Annotated in this window: 24 protein-coding genes; 11 read left to right on the top strand and 13 right to left on the bottom strand. The window is 63.6% G+C overall.

Annotated elements, in window-relative coordinates:
* Positions 1-197: 197 nt before the first annotated feature.
* From NKH95_RS12940 to NKH95_RS12925, 4 genes are all read left to right on the top strand, one after another.
* The gene (locus tag NKH95_RS12940; protein ID WP_352723110.1) at positions 198-581 is read left to right on the top strand and encodes a RidA family protein; all 384 of its coding nucleotides are present in this window, start codon (positions 198-200) and stop codon (positions 579-581) included.
* A gap of 13 nt (positions 582-594) precedes the next feature.
* On the top strand, positions 595-945 hold the full coding sequence (locus tag NKH95_RS12935; protein WP_352555955.1) for a VOC family protein: 351 nt from the start codon (positions 595-597) through the stop codon (positions 943-945).
* Positions 946-1105: 160 nt separating this feature from the next.
* Positions 1106-2209, top strand: coding sequence for a 3-isopropylmalate dehydrogenase (leuB, locus tag NKH95_RS12930; protein ID WP_352677481.1), 1104 nt, complete (start codon positions 1106-1108; stop codon positions 2207-2209).
* Positions 2210-2213: 4 nt separating this feature from the next.
* A complete protein-coding gene (locus NKH95_RS12925) occupies positions 2214-2690 on the top strand; it encodes a GNAT family N-acetyltransferase (RefSeq protein ID WP_352759343.1) in 477 nt (158 codons plus the stop codon).
* Here NKH95_RS12925 and NKH95_RS12920 read toward each other — a convergent pair.
* Positions 2687-3349, bottom strand: a complete 663-nt coding sequence (locus NKH95_RS12920) for a DUF805 domain-containing protein (protein WP_023814442.1) — start codon at positions 3347-3349, stop codon at positions 2687-2689. The two genes, NKH95_RS12925 and NKH95_RS12920, sit on opposite strands and share 4 nt — an antisense overlap.
* A gap of 63 nt (positions 3350-3412) precedes the next feature.
* Positions 3413-4123, bottom strand: a complete 711-nt coding sequence (locus NKH95_RS12915) for a DUF805 domain-containing protein (protein ID WP_023814443.1) — start codon at positions 4121-4123, stop codon at positions 3413-3415.
* A 447-nt stretch (positions 4124-4570) separates the two neighbouring features.
* On the opposite strand from NKH95_RS12915, the gene NKH95_RS12910 reads away from it, so the two are divergent.
* Positions 4571-5677: a glycosyltransferase gene (locus tag NKH95_RS12910; protein ID WP_023814444.1), complete on the top strand. Its 1107-nt coding sequence runs from the start codon at positions 4571-4573 to the stop codon at positions 5675-5677.
* 98 nt (positions 5678-5775) lie between these two features.
* Here NKH95_RS12910 and NKH95_RS12905 read toward each other — a convergent pair whose 3' ends face one another.
* Positions 5776-7650 (bottom strand): DEAD/DEAH box helicase, encoded by a 1875-nt coding sequence (locus tag NKH95_RS12905; protein ID WP_352891697.1) that lies wholly within the window; start codon positions 7648-7650, stop codon positions 5776-5778.
* 146 nt (positions 7651-7796) lie between these two features.
* On the opposite strand from NKH95_RS12905, the gene NKH95_RS12900 reads away from it, so the two are divergent.
* Both NKH95_RS12900 and NKH95_RS12895 read left to right on the top strand, forming a co-directional pair.
* On the top strand, positions 7797-8000 hold the full coding sequence (locus NKH95_RS12900; RefSeq protein ID WP_352891695.1) for a hypothetical protein: 204 nt from the start codon (positions 7797-7799) through the stop codon (positions 7998-8000).
* A 107-nt stretch (positions 8001-8107) separates the two neighbouring features.
* Complete coding sequence (locus NKH95_RS12895) at positions 8108-9142, top strand: aspartate-semialdehyde dehydrogenase (RefSeq protein ID WP_023814446.1); 1035 nt, start codon at positions 8108-8110, stop codon at positions 9140-9142.
* A 310-nt stretch (positions 9143-9452) separates the two neighbouring features.
* Here the strand turns inward: NKH95_RS12895 and NKH95_RS12890 are convergent, their stop codons facing one another.
* Positions 9453-9860 carry an ACT domain-containing protein gene (locus NKH95_RS12890; RefSeq protein ID WP_352891693.1) on the bottom strand — a complete coding sequence of 136 codons (408 nt, stop codon included), beginning with the start codon at positions 9858-9860 and terminating at the stop codon, positions 9453-9455.
* A 162-nt stretch (positions 9861-10022) separates the two neighbouring features.
* Here NKH95_RS12890 and NKH95_RS12885 point away from each other — a divergent pair, with 162 nt between their 5' ends.
* The 3 genes from NKH95_RS12885 to NKH95_RS12875 all read left to right on the top strand — a co-directional run bounded on the left by NKH95_RS12885 (position 10023) and on the right by NKH95_RS12875 (position 11870).
* On the top strand, positions 10023-10952 hold the full coding sequence (locus NKH95_RS12885) for a bestrophin family protein (protein WP_352891692.1): 930 nt from the start codon (positions 10023-10025) through the stop codon (positions 10950-10952).
* Positions 10953-11061: 109 nt separating this feature from the next.
* Positions 11062-11472 carry a DoxX family protein gene (locus NKH95_RS12880; RefSeq protein WP_352555599.1) on the top strand — a complete coding sequence of 137 codons (411 nt, stop codon included), beginning with the start codon at positions 11062-11064 and terminating at the stop codon, positions 11470-11472.
* Between the two features lie 134 nt (positions 11473-11606).
* A complete protein-coding gene (locus tag NKH95_RS12875) occupies positions 11607-11870 on the top strand; it encodes a YMGG-like glycine zipper-containing protein (RefSeq protein WP_023811331.1) in 264 nt (87 codons plus the stop codon).
* Between the two features lie 81 nt (positions 11871-11951).
* Here the strand turns inward: NKH95_RS12875 and rpsP are convergent, their stop codons facing one another.
* From rpsP to NKH95_RS12840, 7 genes are all read right to left on the bottom strand, one after another.
* Positions 11952-12353, bottom strand: a complete 402-nt coding sequence (gene rpsP / locus NKH95_RS12870; protein ID WP_023811330.1) for a 30S ribosomal protein S16 — start codon at positions 12351-12353, stop codon at positions 11952-11954.
* A 51-nt stretch (positions 12354-12404) separates the two neighbouring features.
* On the bottom strand, positions 12405-12731 hold the full coding sequence (locus NKH95_RS12865; protein WP_023811329.1) for a chorismate mutase: 327 nt from the start codon (positions 12729-12731) through the stop codon (positions 12405-12407).
* Between the two features lie 7 nt (positions 12732-12738).
* On the bottom strand, positions 12739-14343 hold the full coding sequence (ffh, locus tag NKH95_RS12860; protein ID WP_352891689.1) for a signal recognition particle protein: 1605 nt from the start codon (positions 14341-14343) through the stop codon (positions 12739-12741).
* A 289-nt stretch (positions 14344-14632) separates the two neighbouring features.
* On the bottom strand, positions 14633-15583 hold the full coding sequence (locus NKH95_RS12855; RefSeq protein ID WP_352723078.1) for a CPBP family intramembrane glutamic endopeptidase: 951 nt from the start codon (positions 15581-15583) through the stop codon (positions 14633-14635).
* A 168-nt stretch (positions 15584-15751) separates the two neighbouring features.
* A complete protein-coding gene (locus tag NKH95_RS12850) occupies positions 15752-16351 on the bottom strand; it encodes a DUF1236 domain-containing protein (RefSeq protein ID WP_352891688.1) in 600 nt (199 codons plus the stop codon).
* Between the two features lie 63 nt (positions 16352-16414).
* Positions 16415-17512, bottom strand: a complete 1098-nt coding sequence (locus NKH95_RS12845; protein ID WP_352891686.1) for a zinc-binding metallopeptidase family protein — start codon at positions 17510-17512, stop codon at positions 16415-16417.
* A gap of 180 nt (positions 17513-17692) precedes the next feature.
* On the bottom strand, positions 17693-18943 hold the full coding sequence (locus NKH95_RS12840) for a flavin monoamine oxidase family protein (protein ID WP_352891685.1): 1251 nt from the start codon (positions 18941-18943) through the stop codon (positions 17693-17695).
* 141 nt (positions 18944-19084) lie between these two features.
* Here NKH95_RS12840 and NKH95_RS12835 point away from each other — a divergent pair, with 141 nt between their 5' ends.
* Entirely contained in the window at positions 19085-19882 is a 798-nt protein-coding gene (locus NKH95_RS12835; protein ID WP_128304286.1) for a lytic murein transglycosylase, read from the top strand.
* 71 nt (positions 19883-19953) lie between these two features.
* On the opposite strand, the gene NKH95_RS12830 is transcribed toward NKH95_RS12835, so the two are convergent.
* On the bottom strand, positions 19954-20475 hold the full coding sequence (locus NKH95_RS12830) for a hypothetical protein (RefSeq protein ID WP_352891684.1): 522 nt from the start codon (positions 20473-20475) through the stop codon (positions 19954-19956).
* 5 nt (positions 20476-20480) lie between these two features.
* On the bottom strand, positions 20481-21704 hold the full coding sequence (locus NKH95_RS12825) for an argininosuccinate synthase (protein ID WP_352555590.1): 1224 nt from the start codon (positions 21702-21704) through the stop codon (positions 20481-20483).
* Positions 21705-21814 lie beyond the last annotated feature (110 nt).

Raw genomic sequence — 21814 nt, 5'->3', positions numbered from 1 at the left:
TCTGCACCGTTTGTAACTGGCGAAAGCATTCGAGACATCCGATCTCCCTCCTTGCGGGGGAGATGGCCGGCAGGCCAGAGGGGGGTGCTGTCCCGCCGACATAAAAATGCCTTTGCAGCGCCAGTCGCTCTGCGTTGACCCATGGTCAGATCTGCCCTTTCCCTGCAAAATGGCCCACCACAACTCACGAGAACCCCATGCGAAAACTCATCTCCACCGGTTCCCCCTTCGAAAAGACCGCCGGCTATTCGCGCGCCGTGGTGCAGGGCGACTGGTGTTTCGTCTCCGGAACGACCGGTTACGACTATGCGACGATGACGATGCCGGAGCCGGTGGAGGCGCAGACGCGCAATTGCCTGGCGACGATTGCCAAGGCGCTGCAGGATGGCGGTTTCGACATGGCCGACGTGGTGCGGGCGCATTACTACATCACCGACCAGGCCTTCGTGGACATCGTCTTCCCGATTCTGGGCGAGACGTTCGGCGATATCAGGCCGGCGGCGACGATGATCGTCTGCCAGCTCAACAAACCGGAAATGAAGATCGAGATCGAGGTAACGGCGCTGCGGCGCACGGCTTGAAAGGCGACCGACGATGAAAGTCCGGCGCATCGTTGCCAATATCGAGACATCGGATGCCACTGCGGCCAAGCGTTTCTATCAGGATGTCCTCGGCCTCGATGTGCTTATGGACCTTGGCTGGATCGCCACCTACGGCTCGCAAGCAAAGATGGATGTCCAGGTCAGTTTCATGGCGCAAGGCGGCTCCGAAACGCCGGTGCCGGATCTTTCGATCGAGGTCGATGATGTCGATGCGGCGCTCGGCGCCATGAAGACGGCGGGCTTCGCCATCGAATACGGACCGGCCGACGAACCGTGGGGCGTGCGCCGCTTCTATGTCCGCGATCCGTTCGGCAGGCTGGTCAACATTCTCTCGCATCGGTGAAGGCAAGGCGCTGCAATTTGCGGGAGGCTGGCGGGGCAGAGGGGGGCGCGAAGGATCGCAAACGAACGAGGTTGTTCTTGATCGCTGCGTTACTCCTTGCGCACAACCGGCTTGGCGTTTAGCAAGGCCGCGGTTCAAATCTTTCCAGGACGGTTTCTCCATGGCAACGAAGCATCTTTTCCTGCTCCCCGGTGACGGCATCGGTCCCGAGGCCATGGCCGAGGTCAAGAAACTGATCGCGGTCATGAACGACAAGCTCGGCAGCGGTTTTGCCACCGATGAGGGGCTGGTCGGCGGCTGCGCCTATGACGCGCATGGCGCGGCGATCTCCGATGCCGACATGGAAAAGGCGATGGCGGCCGACGCGGTGCTGTTCGGCGCCGTCGGCGGTCCGAAATGGGATGCGGTGCCCTACGAGGTGCGCCCTGAGGCCGGCCTGCTGCGGCTGCGCAAGGACATGGAGCTGTTTGCCAATCTGCGCCCGGCCATCTGCTACCCGGCGCTGGCGGCGTCCTCCTCGCTCAAGCAGGAGGTGGTCGAAGGCCTCGACATATTGATCGTGCGCGAGCTGACCGGCGGCGTCTATTTCGGCGAGCCCAAGCAGATCATCGATCTCGGCAACGGCCAGAAGCGCGGCATCGACACGCAGGTCTACGACACGTTCGAGATCGAGCGCATTTCGGGCGTCGCTTTCGAACTGGCACGCACGCGCAAGAACCACGTCACCTCGATGGAAAAGCGCAATGTGATGAAGTCGGGCGTGTTGTGGAACGAGGTCGTCACCCAGACCCACAAGGCACGCTATTCCGACGTCAAGCTCGACCACATGCTGGCCGATGCCGGCGGCATGCAGCTGGTGCGCTGGCCAAAACAGTTCGACGTCATTGTCACCGACAATCTGTTCGGCGACATGCTGTCCGACATCGCCGCCATGCTGACCGGCTCGATCGGCATGCTGCCGTCGGCCTCGCTCGGCGCGCCTGATGTGAAAACCAAGAAGCGCAAGGCACTCTACGAACCGGTGCACGGCTCGGCGCCCGACATTGCCGGCAAGGGCATCGCCAACCCGATCGCCATGATCGCTTCCTTCGCCATGTGCCTGCGCTATTCCTTCGGCATGGTCGATGAAGCCGACCGCGTCGAAGGCGCGATCGCCGCCGTGCTCGACGCGGGCCTGCGGACGAAAGACATCATGTCCGATGGCATGACCGAGGTCGGTACGGTTCAGATGGGCGACGCGATCATCGCCAAATTCCTGGGCTGATATCGTGACGGTCGACGTCCGCTGGGCGACGATCGAGGACGCGACGGCGCTCGCGGCCATATTGTGCGAGATGGCGGTTCACTACCGGCAGCCACCTCTCGATGCCGGCCGGGCCGTGTCTGCCGCACGAAAATGGCTTGGCGAGGAAAGCCCGGCCTATCCGCATTTCGCGCTCGCCTTCGTCGAGGGCGAGGTCAGCGGCCTGGCGTCGGTGGCGATCGCGCATCCCGGCATCGATCTTGAGCGGCTGCTGTTCCTCAAGGATTTGTTCGTGCGCGACAAAGCCCGCAACGCCGGCGTCGGCCGAGCAATGATCGGCTTTCTCGCCGATCATTGCCTGCGCGAAGGCATCGGCCGCATCGACCTGACCACCGAGGACTGGAACGAAGGCGCGCTGCGCTTCTACGACCGGCTTGGCGCCGAACGCCACGGCCAGAAGGTCTTTCTCAGACTTTCGGGTGAGGCGTTGAAAAGCGGCTAGATCCTGACGCCTGCCGGCACTGGTCCCCAAGGATTTTCGCCCACCTGGGACGGCAGAAGTCCGAAGACCAGCAAGGCAATGCTGCCAATGGGAGTGATGAAGCCCAGCAGTGCAAACCAGCCGCTCAGACCCGCGTCATGCACACGCCGCACGACGAGGGCAATCGACGGCAGGATCAATCCCGAAAAGAAAACCAGGAAGGGTATGAGCCCTATGGCCCTCATCGTCGTCCTGTCCGCATTGGTTTTGAAGCCATTGAACGCTAGGTCAACGAGTATTCCGAAGCCTAGAAGCGCCAATATCCCGAGGGTGTAGAATAGCCAGAAGGCCCAGAATTCCTTGCGGCGGGCGCGACCTTTGAAATTGCTATAGTCCGCAATTATCGCGCGCCAGAAGTAAGCCCACAGACCCATGGAATAGGCGGGCCTGCTCTCGGCCGAACGGCGTGGCTGGCCCGTGCTTGGCGATGGCGCTGTCGGGGTGACGGCGACTATATCGTGCGCCGTACCGTCATCCGGTTGAAACTCGACAAGGGTGCCCCTGGCGAGGGTCACTTCATGGCTCACATCGTCACGGGCAAAGATATAACGCTTGCTGTCGATTCCGTCGATGTAGCCGTAGTCCTGATCCTGATCGTAGTGGAATATCGTGCCACGCATGTTTCTCCCCCGCGTTGCGCAAATACTACCCAGGGTTGTTTGTGATTGCAATACACGTGGCGGCTAAATCCTGACACCCGCCGGCACCGGCCCCCACTGGTTTTCCCGGGCCTGCGTCGGGATCAGCGCGAAGACCAGGATGATCAGGCTGCCGATGGTCGGGATCAGGATCAGCAGGCTGAGCCAGCCTGACAGGCCGATGTCGTGGAGCCGGCGCACGATCATGCCGAGGCTAGGGAGCAGTGTCGCCAGCAGGAACGTGCCGCACAGCCCGACCGTTATCGCGCCCGAAATATCACTGTCGAAACCGCCCATATCCATATCGGTGTACAGGCCGATGCCGCCGATGATCAGCAGGCAAACCGTCCAGAACAGGCAGTAGCCCCAATATTCCTTGCGGCGGGCGCGGCCGGCGAAATTGAAGTAGTTCTGCGTCACGCCGCGCCAGAAATAGCCCCAGAGATCGCTGGGTTCGGCCGGCTCGGAGGAGCGGCCGAAATGCTGTGCCGGGGGCGGGGTTGCCGCGGCCTTGCTGCCGGCTTGAGTCGGTGCGGGGTTCGTGCCGGCGTCAGTGGCCGAAGTAGCGGTCTGGGCGGCAATCGAAAAGACGTCGTGAGCCTGGCCGCCGCCCGCCTGAAACTCGACGGACGCGCCCTTCCGCATGGCAGTTTCACGGCGCAGGTTTTCTCGGGTGAAGGTGTATTGGCTGCCGTCGGCGCCGGTGATGAAGCCGAAGCCCTGGACCTCGTCATAGTGAAGCACTTCGCCGCGCATTTGCCACCCCCGCTCGCCACGTCCTAGCCGAAGGTGGCACAGGGCCGTGCCGATGGGCAAGACGGCCAGCATGGCTACCCTCTTCGCGGCAAATGAAGCATAAGGCATCGAGTGCAACCGCCTTCGACAGAAGCAGACATGACAGTCGAGAGTCCTGACAGTAAAACCGTAAATGAAGATGGAGGGGAAAGAAGACCTCCCAGGCTGGCCATCGACGCCACCGGCCTGACGTTCTGGCCGTCCGGCCAGGGACTTGTCGGCATCCCACGGGTGGAAAGCTTTCTCGTCAGCGCAGCCCTGGCCGATCCCGACCCTTGCGTGGAGGTGGTGGCGTTCCGACCGTGGGAAGGCCGGTTTCGCCCCCTCGCTCCTTTCGAGCAGGACCATGTCGCGACGGGCGAGATTTCACCCTGGCGCCTCAAACGATGGCCTGGGAGACGCACGGCGATGTCGCAGGCCCTCGAAGCGGTGAGGCAGCAGCCATGGGGCAAGCGCGACGCCGACCGCCATCTCGCAAAGACGATGACCCATGGCCGCAAAGGGATTGCCTATCAGGCGACGAGGCTGCTGATCCGGGCCTATCGTCTGTACCAGCGGGCGCGGATCCGGTCGGCCCCGCGTCAGGCTCCAAGCCAACCGGACGAGACTGAACGCGGCTTTGTCTTGATCAGCCATCACATTCTGACCGGGGACGACCGAGCCGCCGTCTCCGGGCGCGCCGGTGGCCTCGCGTTTCTTTGCCACGACCTCATCCCGACACTGCGCCCCGACATGGTTGGTATGAGCCCTGGCGAGGCTCGCTACGGGTCATATCTCGAGCACCTCGTGCGTTCCGGCGCGCCGGCATTTTGTGCATCCGACGAAGTTGGTGCGACGCTGACCGATCATATGCAACAGGCAGGCGTCACGCAGCCGGTGGTATACCGGTTTCCGATGCCTTCCATCCTGTACGAGACGGCTTCGCGCATGGGCGAGACTTCGCGCATCGAGGCCGACGAGCCGTTCGTGCTCTATTGTTCGACCATCGAAGTGCGCAAGAACCACATCCTGCTGGCACGGATATGGCAGCAGGCGCTCGACGAGGGCGTCAAGCTGCCGAGGCTCGTCTGCGCCGGGCGCTGGGGCTGGATGATCGATCCGCTGCGCGCCTATCTCAAGGCCCATCCGAGACTGCTCGAGCGGGTTACGTTCACCGGAGCGATCAGCGATGAGGAACTCATCCGATATTATCGCAGCGCTTCCTTCGGCGTCTTTCCCTCGCATATCGAGGGCTGGGGCTATGGCGCCTCGGAATGTCTCGATTTCGGCGTTCCCGTCATCGTCTCGACCGCGCCGTCGCTGATCGAGGCGAGCGGCGGGCTGATGCCGGCGATCGATTCCAATGACCAGGCCGGCTGGTACGCTGCGATCCGCAGGATGGCGGAAGACCCGGACTGGCGCTCATCGCTGACGGAACGCATCGCAAAGCAGCATCGCCCGACGCCGGCATCGGCCAGCTGGGCTGCCATCAAGGCTGGCCTGCAGGCAAGCGCGTCCCTCCGGCCGAAGTCCTAGAGCAATTCTAGGAAAGGTGTGACGCGGTTTTCCGTCTAGAATTGCGTCAAAACAAAGAGTTAGAGCAGATCGCCGTTTCCGTGAAACGGTGAAATGCTCTAGGTGGGCCGCTTCTTCGCTTTCTTGTGCTTGGGCGCGCCGGTGTTGTCGAATTTCGGCTTGCCCGGCTTCTTCGCCCATGGCTTTGCCTCATGCGCGGTGGCCGGGCGCTGATCGACTGCTGCCGGTGCACGTTTTTCGAATTTGCGCTTCGGCGCGTTGGGGTCGAATGGCGCCTTGCCGCGATGCGGTTTCTTGTCGGGGCTTGGCGGCTGGTAGCCGGCGCGCGACAGATCGGGCGTGCCCTCGAGCCGCTTCACCAGGATGTTGCCTTGCAGCTTGCGATCGGGACCGATCGCGGCCAGGAAGCGGTCGGCCCAGTCGGCTGATATCTGCACGTAGGTCTCTTCCGGCTGCATCTTGATGGCGCCGATCTCGCGCTTCGAGATGCTGCCGGTGCGGCACAGCATCGGGATGAGCCAGCGCGGCTCGGCATTCTGCCGGCGCCCGATCGACAACGAGAACCAGACGCTGTCACCGAAATCGTCGCGACGGCTGGGCGCCTCGTCGCGGCGCGCGAAACCTTCGCCTGCCGGTCTTTCACGCGACGGCGTGAAGGGCGCGATCTCCATGAGGTCCTCGGGGGCCGAGCGGCTGGCGCGGCACTGGCGCACGAAGGCGGCAGCCACTTGCTCGGCGCCATGTCTTGCGAGCAGCGCGTCGATGAAACCGCGTTCGTCGTCCTTCACCGGCTCGTCGAAAACCGGATCGGCCAGGATGCGCTCGTCGTCGCGCCGCATCACGTCGTCGGCCGAGGGCGGGCTCGCCCATGTCGCCTTGAGGCCGGCGTTCTGCAACAGCCGCTCGGTGCGCTTGCGGGCACTGTTGGGCACGATCAGCGCGCTGACGCCCTTGCGCCCGGCGCGGCCGGTGCGGCCGCTGCGGTGCAGCAGCGTTTCCGGGTTGGTCGGCAGGTCGGCGTGGATGACCAGTTCGAGGTTGGGCAGGTCGATGCCGCGCGCCGCGACATCGGTGGCGATGCAGACTTTTGCGCGGCCGTCGCGCATTGCCTGCAGCGCATGGCTGCGCTCGTTCTGGCTGAGCTCGCCGGAGAGGGCGACGACGGAGAAGTTGCGGTTGTTGAAGCGCGCGGTCAGATGATTGACGGCGGCACGCGTGTTGCAGAACACCAGCGCGTTCTTGGCTTCGTAATAGCGCAGCACATTGATGATGGCGTTCTCGCGGTCGGGCTGGGCGACGCTCAGCGCCCGATATTCGATGTCGAGATGCTGCTTCTCCTCGCCGGCGGCCGAAATGCGCACCGCATCGCGCTGATAGCCCTGGGCGAGCGTGGCGATCGAGCGCGGCACCGTGGCCGAGAACATCAGCGTCCGGCGTTCGGCAGGAGCGGCGTCGAGGATGAATTCGAGGTCTTCGCGAAAGCCGAGATCGAGCATCTCGTCGGCCTCGTCGAGCACCACCGCCTTCAACGCCGACATGTCGAGCGAGCGCCGGGTGATGTGGTCGCGCAGCCGGCCGGGCGTGCCGACGACGATATGGGCGCCGCGCTCCAGCACACGCCGCTCCGAGCGCATGTCCATGCCGCCGACGCAGGAAGCCACGGTTGCGCCGGTCAGCTCGTAGAGCCATTCCAGCTCGCGCGTCACCTGCAAGGCGAGTTCGCGCGTCGGCGCCACCGCCAGCGCCAGCGGTGCGGCGGCGTGGCCGAAGCGCTCCGCGCCCTCAAGCAGGGTCGGCGCCAGAGCGAGGCCGAAGGCCACCGTTTTGCCGGAGCCGGTCTGCGCCGAAACCAGCGCATCGGCCGCGCCGAGTTCCGGCGCCACAACCGCCTTCTGGACGGGCGTCAGCTCGGAATAGCCGCGTTTCTCCAGCGCCCTGGCAAGCGCTGGAACAAGTGCTTCGAAGTTGGACATCTCACTCTTTCGGAATTTTAGGGTCCGCGCTCATCACGGAGCACATGCCGGGGCGGGCCTAGCGCCAGCCAAACAATCTTGGCCGTTCGTACTTCGCGCAGCCGCGATTGTACAGGGCGCGCGCAAAACCAGGCGCCGCTCGGCAATTGACTCTTGACGCAAACCGCGTAAAAGCCGGCACCGAACGGGATCGTTTTTCGATGCGCGGCCTTTTGATGGCTCTTCTTGCATTCGATGCCCCCAGCCTCAATGCACATCATTGGGCCGGGCGCGTCGGCGCGTCTCCTCGTTCCAGCAAAACCCCATTCTTGGCCAAGAAAACTACCAAAACCACCACCAAAACGGTGTGACTCCCTTGGCCTAACCACCCTCTCCCGGGTTCGGCCCGGGGGACGGAACCCGCATCGGCCAGCGGGTTTCTCCAAAAACCAAGCGGAGAGGGACAGGAGATTTTTCGATGAGTTTCAAGGTAGCGATCGTCGGCGCCACGGGCAATGTGGGCCGGGAAATGCTCAACATACTGGAAGAGCGCGGCTTTCCGGTAAGCGAAGTCGTGGCGCTGGCGTCGCGGCGCAGCCAGGGCACGGAAGTGTCGTTCGGCGACCGCACGCTGAAGGTGAAGACGCTCGACCAGTATGATTTTTCCGACACCGACATCTGCATCATGTCGGCTGGCGGCAGCGTCTCCAAGGAATGGTCGCCGAAGATCGGCAAGCAGGGCTGCGTCGTCATCGATAATTCGTCGGCCTTCCGCTACGATCAGGACGTGCCGTTGATCGTGCCGGAAGTGAACCCGGACGCGATCTCGCTGTTCACGCGCAAGAACATCATCGCCAATCCGAATTGCTCGACGGCGCAGCTGGTGGTGGCATTGAAGCCGCTGCATGACTTCGCCACCATCAAGCGTGTCGTCGTCGCCACCTACCAGTCGGTGTCGGGCGCCGGCAAGGAAGGTATGGACGAACTCTTTACCCAGACCCGCGCGGTCTTCGTCGCCGATGGCGTCGAGGTCAAGAAGTTCACCAAGCGCATCGCCTTCAACGTCATCCCGCACATCGACGTCTTCCTTGATGACGGCTCCACCAAGGAAGAGTGGAAGATGGTCGCCGAGACCAAGAAGATGCTCGACCCCAAGATCAAGCTGACGGCGACCTGCGTGCGCGTGCCGGTGTTCATCGGCCATTCGGAAGCGGTCAACATCGAGTTCGAAAAGCCGATCACCGCCGACGAGGCGCGCGACATCCTGCGCGAAGCGCCTGGCTGCCAGGTCTTGGACAAGCGCGAGGACGGCGGCTACATCACGCCGCTGGAATCGGCCGGCGAAGACGCCACCTTCATCTCGCGCATCCGCGAGGATTCGACCATCGACAACGGCCTGTCGATGTGGATCGTCTCCGACAATCTGCGCAAGGGCGCGGCGCTCAACGCGGTGCAGATCGCCGAGTTGCTGGTCGAGCGCGGCCTGATCCAGCCGAAGAAGAAGGCGGCCTGACGGCCGTTTAGTTTTCGCTCACGGGCCGTATCGCCGCTGCCGCGGCGGGCCCTCCGCGGGGGGCGCCGAACGATCGGCGGCCCGCGGCCGCGGGCTCGGCCTTTGGCCGTTAGCCAATCTCCCTCCTTGTGGGGGAGATGTCCGGCAGGACAGAGGGGGGCGCTGTCCCTCGGACCTCAATCGATCTCAGTTGCGCTCACTGATGTTTTTATTGGTCGTAAATGAGCGAAGTTGGCGTTCCTTCACGCCCCCCTCTGCCCTCCCGGGCATCTCCCCCACGCGGGGGGAGATCGGCAGCTTGGCCGATGCGCTACACCTTGTTTTCCTCGGCCAACCCAACCAGCAGCTCCAGCGCTTCCTCCGCTCTGTCGGCCGGCACGAACAGATGATCGTGGTAGAAGGCCGAAACCGGGTTCACGCCCATGCCAGCGGCGGTCAGGCGCGTGGTAATGGCGGCGAGGAAGCCGACGGCTTCCAGCGACGAATGGATGTTCAGCGTCAGCATCCGGCAGCGGAACGAAGCGGTCAGTGCAGCAGTGCTGGCCGCCTCCTCGGTCACGATCAGTGTCACGCCCTCGCGCTCGCGAAACACCATGACCGGCTCAACGCCTTCCAGTTGAGCGACGCCAGGCGCCAGCGTGGCGAAGACATAGGTGCCGGCCAGCAGTTCCGGAGTCATCGATGCCAGCAGTGTCTTCAGATCGGTCTCGCCGGTCACTCGTTTCTCTCGCTTGCAGAAATGGGCCGCAGCCCACGTGCTCTTCAATATCCGCGACCGGCGCGTGCCGATAGTCCCGGCGCTGCAAGGACGACATTGCGGTGTCGCTGGCGGCTGGGCTTGCAGAGCTGTCGCATCGCACAATAAAGGAGGTGAGGGCCGATGGCGGTCCGTGAAAGGCCTTCGATGATCGTTCGCCCGCGCCCCACATTCCTGCAGCTGTTCTTCATCATGCGCGGTTCGGTCGTGCCACGCATCCTGCCGCAGATATTGGGCTTCGCGCTTTATTCCGCGATCATCCTGGCCGTGGCGCGCCGGTTCCAGCTTGATTTCAGCGTCTTCAACATCACGCCTTTCGGCCTGGTCGGCGTGACATTGTCGATCTATCTCTCGTTCCGCAACAACGCCGCCTACGACCGTTGGTGGGAGGCGCGCAAGCTGTGGGGCGCGCTGGTCTTCGAAATGCGCAACCTGGCACGCGCCACCACCAGCCTCATCCCGGACCAGACCGAACAGCGCGCCTTGCTGATGGAAGCGCTCGCCTTCTCTCATTTCCTGCGCGGGCAGTTGCGCAAGATCGACAGCATGAAGGATGCCCGCGCCTTCATCGACGCCGAGGCGGACAAGGCAGCAGCCTTTTCCAATCCGGCGGATGAGATGGTCAGGCGCATGGGCCGGCGTGCCAATGCGCAGCGCCGGGCGGGCGACGTCGACTCGATCGGCTTTCGTATCCTCGATGAGAGGCTCGCGTCGATCGCGGCCATCCAGGCCGGCTGCGAGCGGATCGCCGGTACGCCGTTACCTTTCGCCTACACGCTGCTGGTGCATCGCACGGCCTATATCGTCTGCCTGCTGCTGCCGATCGGCCTGATCTCGACCACCGGTTGGGCGACGCCGCTGTTCACGGCGCTGATCGCCTACACCTTCTTCGGCCTCGACGCGCTTTCGGAAGAGCTCGAGGATCCGTTCGGCACCGAGGCCAACGACCTCGCCCTCGACGGTCTCTGCCGCGTCTGCGAGATCTCGGTATTCGAGGCGCTGGGCGAAACGCCGCCGAAGATGATCCCGGCGGAAAAGTTCTATTTTTCGTAGGCGAAGGCGCGCGGGTTTAAAAGAATCCGCTCCGCTGTCGGATCGCGGCCCCATGCCACGTCCTTGGGTCGACCCCTGCGAAAGGGCTCGACCATCAGGAGGGACCACCATGAGCATTTCCGAAACCGCGCCCGTCTCGCCGGGCGCTTTGTGGACCGGCCGCGTGCTCAGCGGCGTCATCGTGCTGTTCATGATCTTCGACGGCGTCATCAAGCTGCCGCCGCTCGATGTCGTCACCCAGACGATGGTGCCGCTCGGCTGGCCGGCCGATGCCAATGTCGCGCGCATGCTTGGCGTCATCGGCCTGATCTCGACCGCGCTCTACGCCTTGCCGCGCACCGCGGTGCTCGGCGCCATCCTGCTCACCGCCTATATGGGCGGCGCCATCGCCACCAATGTCCGCGTCGACAACCCGCTGTTCTCGCACATTCTGTTCGGCGTCTATCTCGGCATTATTCTGTGGGGTGGCCTGTATCTGCGCGATGCCAGGGTCCGCGCGCTGATCCCGTTCAGCCGTTAGATCCCGATCGAAGCATTGCTTTCAACTCGAAGCCTGAACCCTTTGCCGGGCAATGTCTCAGGGATCGAATCGCCGAGTTGCGAGTTAGAGATTCGCCTGGCGGCGGAGGCGGATCCTATCGGAGAGGAACGACGATGAAGAAAACGATGCTTTTGATGGCGCTGCTGGTGCCGCTCGCCGCTTGTTCGCAAACGGAAAAAGGCGCGGCCGTAGGCGGTCTCGGTGGCGCTGCCGTCGGTGCGGCGGTCGCTGGCGATCCGGTTGAAGGCGCCGTCGTCGGTGGTGCTGTCGGCGCCGTTGCCGGTGCGCTGATCGGCCGGGCAAGCGAGAGCGGCGAATGCCGCTATCGCGATCGGCGGGGCCGCGTCTACATCGACCGCTGCCCGAGCGGTTATTGATCGGCAGCTCTTACAGACAGAACCGAACAGCAAAACGGCGGGCCTTGGCCCGCCGTTTTCCTGGATGCGATAGGGCAATACTTATTCGGCGGTGGCGGCTTCCGCCTCGGCCGGTGCTGCTGCGGCGGCCGCAGCCGCGGCAGCAGCGTCTTCCTGCGCCTTCTTCAAGAGCGAAGCACGTTCCTGCGCCTTCTTGCCCGGCTCGGCCTTCTTCGGGTTGGAACGGGCGTCGCGCTTGACGAGGCCGGCCTCGTCGAGGAAACGCAGCACGCGGTCGGTCGGCTGGGCGCCATGCGCCAGCCAATGCTTGACGCGGTCGGCGTCGACCTTGACGCGTTCGCCGTCCTTGGGCAGCAGCGGGTTCCACGAGCCGATCGACTCGATGAACCGGCCGTCACGCGGCGAACGGGCGTCGGCAATGACGACGTGGTAGTAAGGACGCTTCTTCGAGCCCGCACGGGCCAGTCGGATCTTCAAGGGCATTTATTTTCTCCTAAAAAGGCTGATTTGGTTGATCGGTTGGTGGCTGGTTTCTCAGCCGGCTTTCATCACGCCGTTGGAAGCGGCGATCTGTTCGTGGTGGCGGATCACTTCGCGGACGACGAAGTTGAGGAATTTTTCCGCGAAATCCGGGTCGAGATGGGCATCCTTCGCCAGCTGGCGAAGCCGGGCGATCTGCTGCTGCTCGCGTGCCGGGTCGGCCGGGGGCAGGCCATGCGTCGCCTTCAGCACACCGACCGCCTTGGTGCAGCGGAAGCGCTCGGCCAGCATGTGGATGAGGGCCGCGTCGATGTTGTCGATCGAGGCGCGGTAATCGGCCAGGAGAGCGCGGGCGTCGGCCATGTCCTTCTCTTCGTTCATGGCGTCCTCACTTCTTCTTGCCAAGGCCGGGCAGGCCGCCGCCCATTCCGGGCAGGCCGGGGAGCTTCATGCCGCCGGGCAGTCCGGGTAGGCCGCCGCCGGGAAGGCCTTTCATGCCGCCGCCGAGGCCGGCTGCTTGCGCCTGCTTCTGCAAGGCTTCGAGCTGCTTGGGATCCATCTTCGACAGGTCCGGCATGCCGCCGCCCATCATGCCGCCACCCATGCCCCCGGGGCCGCCCGGCATCATGCCGCCGAGGCCCATCTTGGAGGCGAGGCCGCCCATCATGCCGCGCATCAGGCCGCCGCCTTTGCCCTTGCCGCCCATCGCCTTCATCATGTCGGCCATGCCGCGATGCATCTTGAGCAGCTTGTTGATTTCGGCCGCGTCGGTGCCGGAACCGGCGGCGATGCGCTTCTTGCGCGAATGCTTGAGCAAATCGGGATTGGCGCGCTCGGCCTTGGTCATCGACGAGATGATGGCGAGCTGGCGGCCGAACATCTTGTCGTCGAGACCGGCGGCGACCATCTGGTCCTTCATCTTGCCCATGCCGGGCATCATGCCCATGATGCCGCCCATGCCGCCCATCTTCGACATCTGCTGAAGCTGGCCGGCGAGATCGTTCAGGTCGAACTTGCCCGACTGCATCTTCTTGGCCATCGCCGCCGCCTGCTCGGCGTCGATGTTCTCGGCGGCCTTTTCGACGAGCGAGACAATGTCGCCCATGCCGAGGATGCGGTCGGCGATGCGCTTGGGGTGGAATTCCTCCAGCCCGTCCATCTTTTCGCCAGTGCCGATCAGCTTGATCGGCTTGCCGGTGACGGCGCGCATGGAGAGTGCAGCACCACCGCGGCCGTCGCCGTCCATGCGGGTCAGGACGAGGCCGGTGATGCCGACGCGCTCGTCGAAGCTCTTGGCCAGGTTGACGGCGTCCTGGCCGGTCAGCGAATCGGCGACCAGCAGGATTTCGTGCGGGCTCGACACCTTCTTGATGTCGGCCATCTCGACCATCAGCGGCTCGTCGATATGGGTGCGGCCGGCGGTGTCGAGGATGACGATGTCGTGGCCGCCGAGCTTGGCCGCCTGCACGGCGCGGCGGGCGATGTCGACCGGCGACTGGCCGTCGATGATCGGCAGCGTGGCGACCTTGACCTGTTCGCCGAGCTGGCGAAGCTGCTCTTGCGCGGCAGGACGCCGCGTGTCGAGCGAGGCCATCAGGACCTTCTTGTTCTGACGCTCGGTGAGACGCTTGGCGATCTTGGCCGAGGTCGTCGTCTTGCCGGAACCCTGCAGGCCGACCATCATGATGACGACCGGGGCCGGGGCATTGAGATCGATGGCGACGCCCTCGGCGCCGAGCATGTCGACCAGTTCGTCATGGACGATCTTGACGACCATCTGGCCGGGCTTGATAGACTTGACCACGGCAGCGCCGACGGCCTTCTCACGCACCTTGTCGGTGAAGGAGCGCACCACTTCCAGCGCCACGTCTGCTTCGAGCAGCGCCCGGCGCACCTCGCGCAGCGCCGCCGAGACATCAGCCTCCGACAGGGCTCCGCGGCCGGTCAGGCCGTTCAGGATCGAACCAAGACGTTCCTGCAGCGATTCAAACATTCTTCTTCCTTTTTCCCAGGCACCCGGACGGTGACCGAGAAGTAATGCGTTCGCGCCAAGTGTCCAAGCAAAAGCCCGTGCAAGCAAAAAGCCAAAAGCACCCGGGGGCGCTCAGCGCTGCCGGGTGTTGGCCTCCAGGATCGATTTACAGCACTTCACCTCGAAGAGGTTTCGGCGTCCTGGTCGGCTTGCTCGGAGGGATACTCGTCGCGGAATTCGGGGCGTGTAGACAGGAAATCGGACGCGGAGTCAAGACAAAGACCGGATTGCGTCGTTCCCGGGCCTGCAATCAGGCCGTGCTCGCCCGGTCCGGAAGCTCGGCGGCGACCTTGAGCGGTGAACGCGGATGTAGAAGCAGCACGATGGTCAGCAGGCTGCAGGCGATGCCGATGAAGGCGATGAGAACCGCATCCGACGTCGCCCAGCCCGGTCCTTCGAGCGGCCTGGCATTGAACAGGGCGAAGGAATTGTAGCTTTCCTGATGCGAGATCAAGAGAAACCCGGTCAGGTTGTTGCCGAGATGAGCACCCAAGGCGGCGCCGAGATTGCCGGTTGCGTAGACGACAAGTGTCAGCAGCAGCGCGAAAGCGGCGATCGACGCCAGCACGCAAGCATTGATGGCTGGTGACGAACTCGCGCTCCAATGCAGCGAGGTGAACAGCAGGGCCGGCAGCAGGGCCCAGACGAACGGGCTCGTGAACCGGCTGGCGAGACCGCGCAGCAGGTAGCCGCGAAACAGCAGCTCTTCCGAAGAGGTCTGCACCAAGGTAAGCGCGGCGATCGGGATCGCAAACAGCAGCCAGGATGACAGGCTGATCGGGCCACGCGTGATCTGCGGCTGCAGCAGATAGAGCAGGATTTCAGATATGAACGACGTGATCAGCACCGCGATCAGCCCTTTGAGGAAGCCGGGCCATGAAACTCGTCGGCTGTTGCCGAGCAGCGCCGACAGCTTCTCGCCATGCACCCAGCGCATCGCGACCCACAGGCCGATCCAGATGCCGGCAAACGAGACGAGCGCGGTGAGGATGCCGAGGGGCGAAGCGAGGAAGCCCTGAATGCCGGATGATGGGGTCGCCTGCCAGGCGATGAAAGCATAGGTGCCGCCGACCAGCACGGCCACGGTGGTTGCTGCCCAAAAAAGGACCACGATCCCCGTTCCGAGCAACAGGCGCGGCAAGGTCGTCCTGGCGTTCGGCGAATGCCTGTAACGCTCGAAGGCGGCCGGATCGATGGTCACGCGGGCTCCTTTGCCAAAGTCATCGCCTATCGACTAACCGATGGCCGGGAAAATCGGAATGGTTTTCCGCAAAGGACTAAGCCAGAGCAAAGTCGGCGCAGGAGAGCGCCGCGCGGCAGCGCCGCTGGCGACCGCTGCTGTCGCAGCGGCCGCTTGTGCCGATTGTCGTCAGCGAACGACGTACATGATGCGCCGGGTCTGCGGATCGATCAGCGCCCGCTGGCCGTTCACATAGACATAGCGGTAATTGTAGTCCGGAATCTCGCGCAGCTCGACGGTGTCGGGCAGGGTCGCGCCGGTCACCACTTCGCCTTCGAGATAGATGGGATCGAGGCGATGCGTGTCGACATAGGTGCGGACTTCAGCCGGGGGCGAAGGGAAGTCATCTACGACCGGATCGCTGGCGATGATCGCGCCGGTATAATCGGTCGAGTAGTTGCCGATGTCCTCCGGCGGCGAGACGACAGCAACGCTGGAGCGCCGTTCCGTCAGCACCACCCGGCTGCCGCCTATATCGGCCGTCACATAGTCGGAATAGACCCAGCCCTGGCCGCCGGCCTCGGCTATGGTGCACCATTTGCTGTTTTCGATGCAGCCATTGAGCGTTGCCGACTGACCGGCGGCGAGCACGCCGATCACAGGGTATTGCGGGCCGGGCCCGGCGCGCACGTTAAGATCGGTGACGGCTGAGACGGCGGTATCGGCAAACGCGGCGCCCGACACCACGGTCAGCATTCCGGCTACCGCAGGAAACAATAGGGATTTCATGGTTTCTCTCCGTTTTCATGGTCCCTCGCCAGCGAAAACGGGGCAGCAGCTCATGCGTTCCCGCTAAAGCGCCTGCGCCAACTCACGATTTGTTCCGTGTTCTTTCGGCAAATCGGTCAGAAGTTCGTGAACGAATTCCAATTTCCGCGCCGTGACGTCCGAAATGACAAAGGGGTAGAGGTCGGGCAGACCCATGCAGCGGTTGATCGAATTGGAGGCCTCCGACAGCACCAGCCAGCGAGCAAGGATCTTTTCGAAAGGCTCCGGCGCGGCCGCCGGCTCCGAGGGTGCCGCCTGCAATTCGCCGCCGGTGTCGCCGCGCGGCAAGTCGTTGGCCTCCACCGTCTCCAGCCGGCCGAGTGGAAAGTTCAGTGCGTGCACCATTTCCAGCGTATCGGTGATATGCAGGTGGTGAGCCCAGGTCTCGGCCCAGTCCTCCCAAGGATGCGAGGTCGCATAGGCCGAGATGTGGCCCTGCTGCCAGTCGGGCGGCGCACCATCGGCATAATAGGCCTTCAGCGCCTGTTCGTAATCGGCGCGGTCGTCGCCGAACAGTGCGCGGAAAGCTTCGAGCCTGTGCGGATCGTCGCGGATCAGACGGTCCCAGTAATAGTGCCCGAGCTCATGGCGGAAATGGCCGAGCAAGGTGCGGTAGTTCTCGCCCATCTCGACGCGCCGCTTCTCGCGCTCGGCCGAATCCGCCTCGGCGACATTGAGCGTGACCAGGCCATTGTCGTGGCCGGTGAGAATCCGCTCGCCGCCGGGGCCGCCGCCGATCGGGTCGGCGAGGAAGTCGAAGGCCAGGCCGACCTCGTCGGCAGGGGTCTGCTTGGGGACTACCGGCAGCCCGAAGGCCAGCAGCGAGTAGATGGCGCGCTTCTTCGCCGCTTCGACACGGATCCAGCGGCGGCGGTTGCCGTCGACGGAGAGATCCGGGATCAACTGGTTCAGCACGCAGGCGCGGCAAAAAGCGTGACCCGGTTCCGCCGTCCAGTTGCAGGCGCATTTATCGGCGTTGGTGCACTGGAAGACGCCGTCGGCGCCCGCCAGCGCAAAGCGCGCGTGCTCGGGATCGTAGAGCACCGGGTTTCCGCAGTTCAGGCACTGGGCGTTCTCGAAATAGATGCGATGGCCGCAATGCGGGCAGTCGAAGAGTTTCATGTCGATCTCAATTCACCGGAGGTGACATAAATGTTCACGGCGGCCCGTGCCCAACGCGAACAGCCGCGCGGTGTTCCACATTTCGTCGAACTGTTTGTTGGAACATGATCTCAGCAGAACGAGGTTTCGCAAAGCGAAGGCCAGGTTCCACCTCTCGTTTGCTCTGTCCTTCGGTTCGGGTCATGTCCTCGCCGCAAGCTGGGCGACCACCTGTCTTGCCACCGCTTCGCCTGACAGCCGTGCGCCGCCGCAGGTCTGCATCAGCGGACCGGCCAGGTGCTCGCCGGCGAAGAAGATCTTGTCGGCCACCGGCTGCATAAGGGCCATGCGCGCCAGTGAACGGCCGGGGCGGGCCGCGGCGTATGCGCCTCGCACGAAGCGCTCGCCGCCCCAATTGGTCATCATGGCGCGTCCGACATGCTTGCGCGTATCGCCGCCGAAGATGCCGCACAGCCGGTCAACGACGAAGTCGATGCCGGCCGCTTCACCGGCCGCCGACAGCTCCCAGGCGAAATCGCCGCCAACGAAACCGACCATCAGGTCGAGGTCGAACGGAAAACACAGGAAATAGATGTCGTGCCTTGCCATCCGTTCGATCAGCAGGTCGTCGAAGGGCTGCAGTCCGAGCCTTGTGCCCGATATCTCGACAGGCAATTTGGTCAGCATCCCCATCGGCAGGTCGAAGAAGGCGCCGAAATGCGTGTCGGGCAAGGCCGGCGAGAACGCGATCTCCTCGAAGGCGAGCACCGCCGGCGAAGCGGTGACGATCACCGCCTTGGCGCGGACGGTGCCGCGATCGGTGACGCAGGCGACGCCCGGCACGTCCCACAGGATCTTGCGCACCGGCGTCGAAAGTTCGACCGGCACGCCGGCGCCGAAACGCGCCACCAGCGCGCCAAGGCCCTCCTTGCTGAAGTAGTTCGGGTCGAGATCGGCAGCGGCCTGGAAGTCGAGGATCGAGATTTCGTCCTCGTCGGCACCGAAATCCATCGGCCCGGCGAAGGTGGCGGCGGCGCGCGGTGCATGGCCTTTTGCCAACAGCGCCGAAAGACGATCGTCATCTCCGTCCTTCACTTCATGCTTGGCCAGCAGTTCGAACAGCTTTGCGTCGGCGGCCTTCATGTCGGCTTCTTCCGCTTCGCTCGCCTTGCGCTCGCGGTAGTAGAGATGATCGACGTTCATGTCGTGATGATGCAACGTCCAGCCTGCCGCCTGGGCTTCGGGAAAATAGGGATTGCGGTCGGCCGCATGCAGCCAGGCGCAGCCGATGTCGAAAGGCACGCCGAAATGCTGGTCGCTGGTCCAGGCTCGCCCGCCGATTCGGTCTATCGCTTCGAGCAGCGTGAAGGAAAGCCCCGCCGCCTGCAAGCTCCTGGCGGCGGCAAGACCCGCCGAGCCGGCACCGATGATGACGACATCAACGTCTTTCATGCAGCCCCCCTGCCACAATAATCACTTGATCCTAGGCAAATTCCACGGCATTCGCCAGCATTGCAGCGGTGACAGTGACAAGTGCGCGTTTCGCTGGCAAGTTCGCAATTGGGACGTGATTCAGGCAACCAGGAGATCAACATGGCAATTCTTGCCAAGGGAAAGATGTTTGCAGCGGCCGTGGTGGCGGTGCTTGCGCTGGCGACGGGCGCACAGGCGGCAGCCAGCTGCGGCAAGACCGGCGCCGGCTTCGACGCCTGGAAGCAGGACTTTGCCGCGCAGGCCAGGTCGGAAGGTGTAGGCGCCAAGGGGCTGGCCGCTCTGGCCGGGGCAAACTACGCGACAAAGACGATCTCAGTCGACCGCGGCATTCACAAGGCCTTCAGCGGCTCGGTGGACGATTTCATGCGGCGTCGTGGTGGCGCAGCGATTATTTCCAAGGGCCGGTCGCTGAAAAAGTCGAATGCGGCGCTGTTCTCCAAGATCGAAGCGAATTACGGCGTGTCGCCGGGCGTGTTGCTCGCCATCTGGGGTATGGAAACCGGCTTCGGTTCGGCCATGGGCAACCAGAACACCGTCTCTGCCATTTTGACGCTTGCCTATGATTGCCGCCGGCCGGGGTTCTTCTACCCGCATGCCATCGCAGCCCTGAAGCTGGTTGATCGCGGGGCGTTGACAGCCTCGTCGGTCGGGGCCGCGCATGGCGAGATCGGACACACGCAGTTCCTGCCCGGAAACGTCCTGAAATATGGCGTCGGTGGCGGAAACCTGCGCGACAAGAGCACGGCGCTGGCTTCCACCGCCAACTTCCTCAAGGGGCATGGCTGGCGGGCGGGCGCGAGCGCGAGTGCGAATATGGGCGCGATTGCCGGCTGGAATTCCGCGAGCGTCTATCAGCAGGCCATCGCCCGCATTGCCACGGCGATCGACGGCGATTGACGGATCATGCTCCGGGCAGAAGGCCCCGGCTATTTTTGACTTGATCGGAAACCCGGCGCGAATGTCGGGTTTCATTTGATTTCGAGCGTGTAGGAGCAGCCCGCCAGCGTCTTGCCGGGGTGCGACTCGACGGTCGAGACGTTGAGCTTGATGCCCGTGGAGAAGGTCAATCCTTCCGACTCTTCGGTGCTTTGGACAACGACCTTCTCGCCAAGGAATTTTTGCGGCGTGGAAAAAACGGCCATGACGTTGAGTTCTTCGGCAAGCTCCGGCGCGGCAACGCTATCGAGCACGGCCATCGGCCCCGCTGCGGTAAACACGATCGATCCCGTCTCGCGGTTGAACACGCGGATTTTGGCCGGCAGTTCGTATTGGCTGAGAAACGGATTGCCCGAGGCAACCTCCTTCCAGCCAAGCGTTTCAACGGCACCCGGTGCGCTGGACAGCCACAGGGCAAAGTCGTTGTAGGCCGGCACATTCGCCCGACATTCGATCAGCGCGGCAAGGTCGAGAGAGGCGGGGTCGAACTCCTGGCCGGCCGCCGGCGTCGCCAGAACAACCAGCGGCGCCAGGCAGCGACCGAAACCGCGCATCCGCCCTACTTGGCGCGGTTGCGCGCGGCCAGAGTCCTGAGCCGCAGCGCATTGAGGCGGATGAACCCGGCGGCGTCCTTCTGGTCGTAGGCGCCGCGGTCGTCCTCGAAGGTGACCAGCGCATCGGAGTAAAGCGTCTTCTTCGACTTGCGGCCGGTGACCATGACGTTGCCCTTGTAGAGCTTGAGCCGCACCGTGCCTTCGACGTCTTCCTGGCTCTTGTCGATCATCGCCTGCAGCATCAGCCGTTCGGGCGCGAACCAGAAGCCGTTATAGATCAGCTCGGCGTAACGCGGCATGAACTCGTCCTTGAGGTGGGCCGCACCTCGGTCGAGCGTGATCGATTCGATGGCCCGGTGGGCTGATATCAGGATGGTGCCGCCTGGTGTTTCGTAGACGCCGCGCGATTTCATGCCGACGAAGCGGTTTTCGACCAGGTCGAGCCGGCCGATGCCATTGTCGCGGCCAAGATCGTTGAGTGCCGCCAGCATGGTCGCCGGCGACAGTTTCTTGCCGTTCAGCGCGATCGGATCACCCTTCAGGAACTCGATCTCGATCTCGGTGACCTTGTCCGGCGCGTCCATCGGCGAAACGGTGCGCTGATGAACGAATTCGGGCGGCTCCACCCACGGGTCTTCCAGCACTTTGCCCTCGGAGGACGAATGCAAGAGGTTGGCGTCGACCGAGAAAGGTGCGTCGCCCTTCTTGTCCTTCGGCACCGGGATCTGATGCTGCTCGGCGAAATTCATCAGGTCGGTACGCGATTTGAACGACCAGTCGCGCCACGGCGCGATGACCTTGATGTCGGGGTTCAGTGCGTAAGCTGAAAGCTCGAAGCGAACCTGATCGTTGCCCTTGCCGGTGGCGCCATGCGCGATCGCGTCGGCGCCGGTTTCCCGGGCTATATCGACCAGATGCTTGGAGATCAGCGGCCGCGCGATCGAGGTGCCGAGCAGATAGGTCCCTTCATAGACGGTGTTGGCGCGGAACATCGGGAAGACGAAGTCGGACACGAATTCCTCGCGCACGTCGACGACGCGGATGTCCTTGATGCCCATCATCTCGGCCTTGCGACGGGCCGGCTCGAGTTCGCCGCCCTGGCCAAGATCGGCGGTGAAAGTCACGACTTCGGCGCCGAGTTCAGTTTGCAGCCATTTCAGGATGATGGATGTGTCGAGACCGCCGGAATAGGCGAGCACGACCTTCTTGATGTCTTTGGCCTTGGACATTTCTACTCCGTCGATGGCGGACGCCCCAGCCTGGGCGTCACGGATTGTCGCAGCGCCTTTTAGCAGGAACGGCAGAGCGAGCAAGCACGCGTGCATGCATGGCTTCTGGT

Source organism: Mesorhizobium sp. M0848, from assembly GCF_040319805.1.
GTDB lineage: Bacteria > Pseudomonadota > Alphaproteobacteria > Rhizobiales > Rhizobiaceae > Mesorhizobium.
Note: the sequence above shows the minus strand (reverse complement) of the source record. Positions and strands in the feature narration are given on the sequence as shown.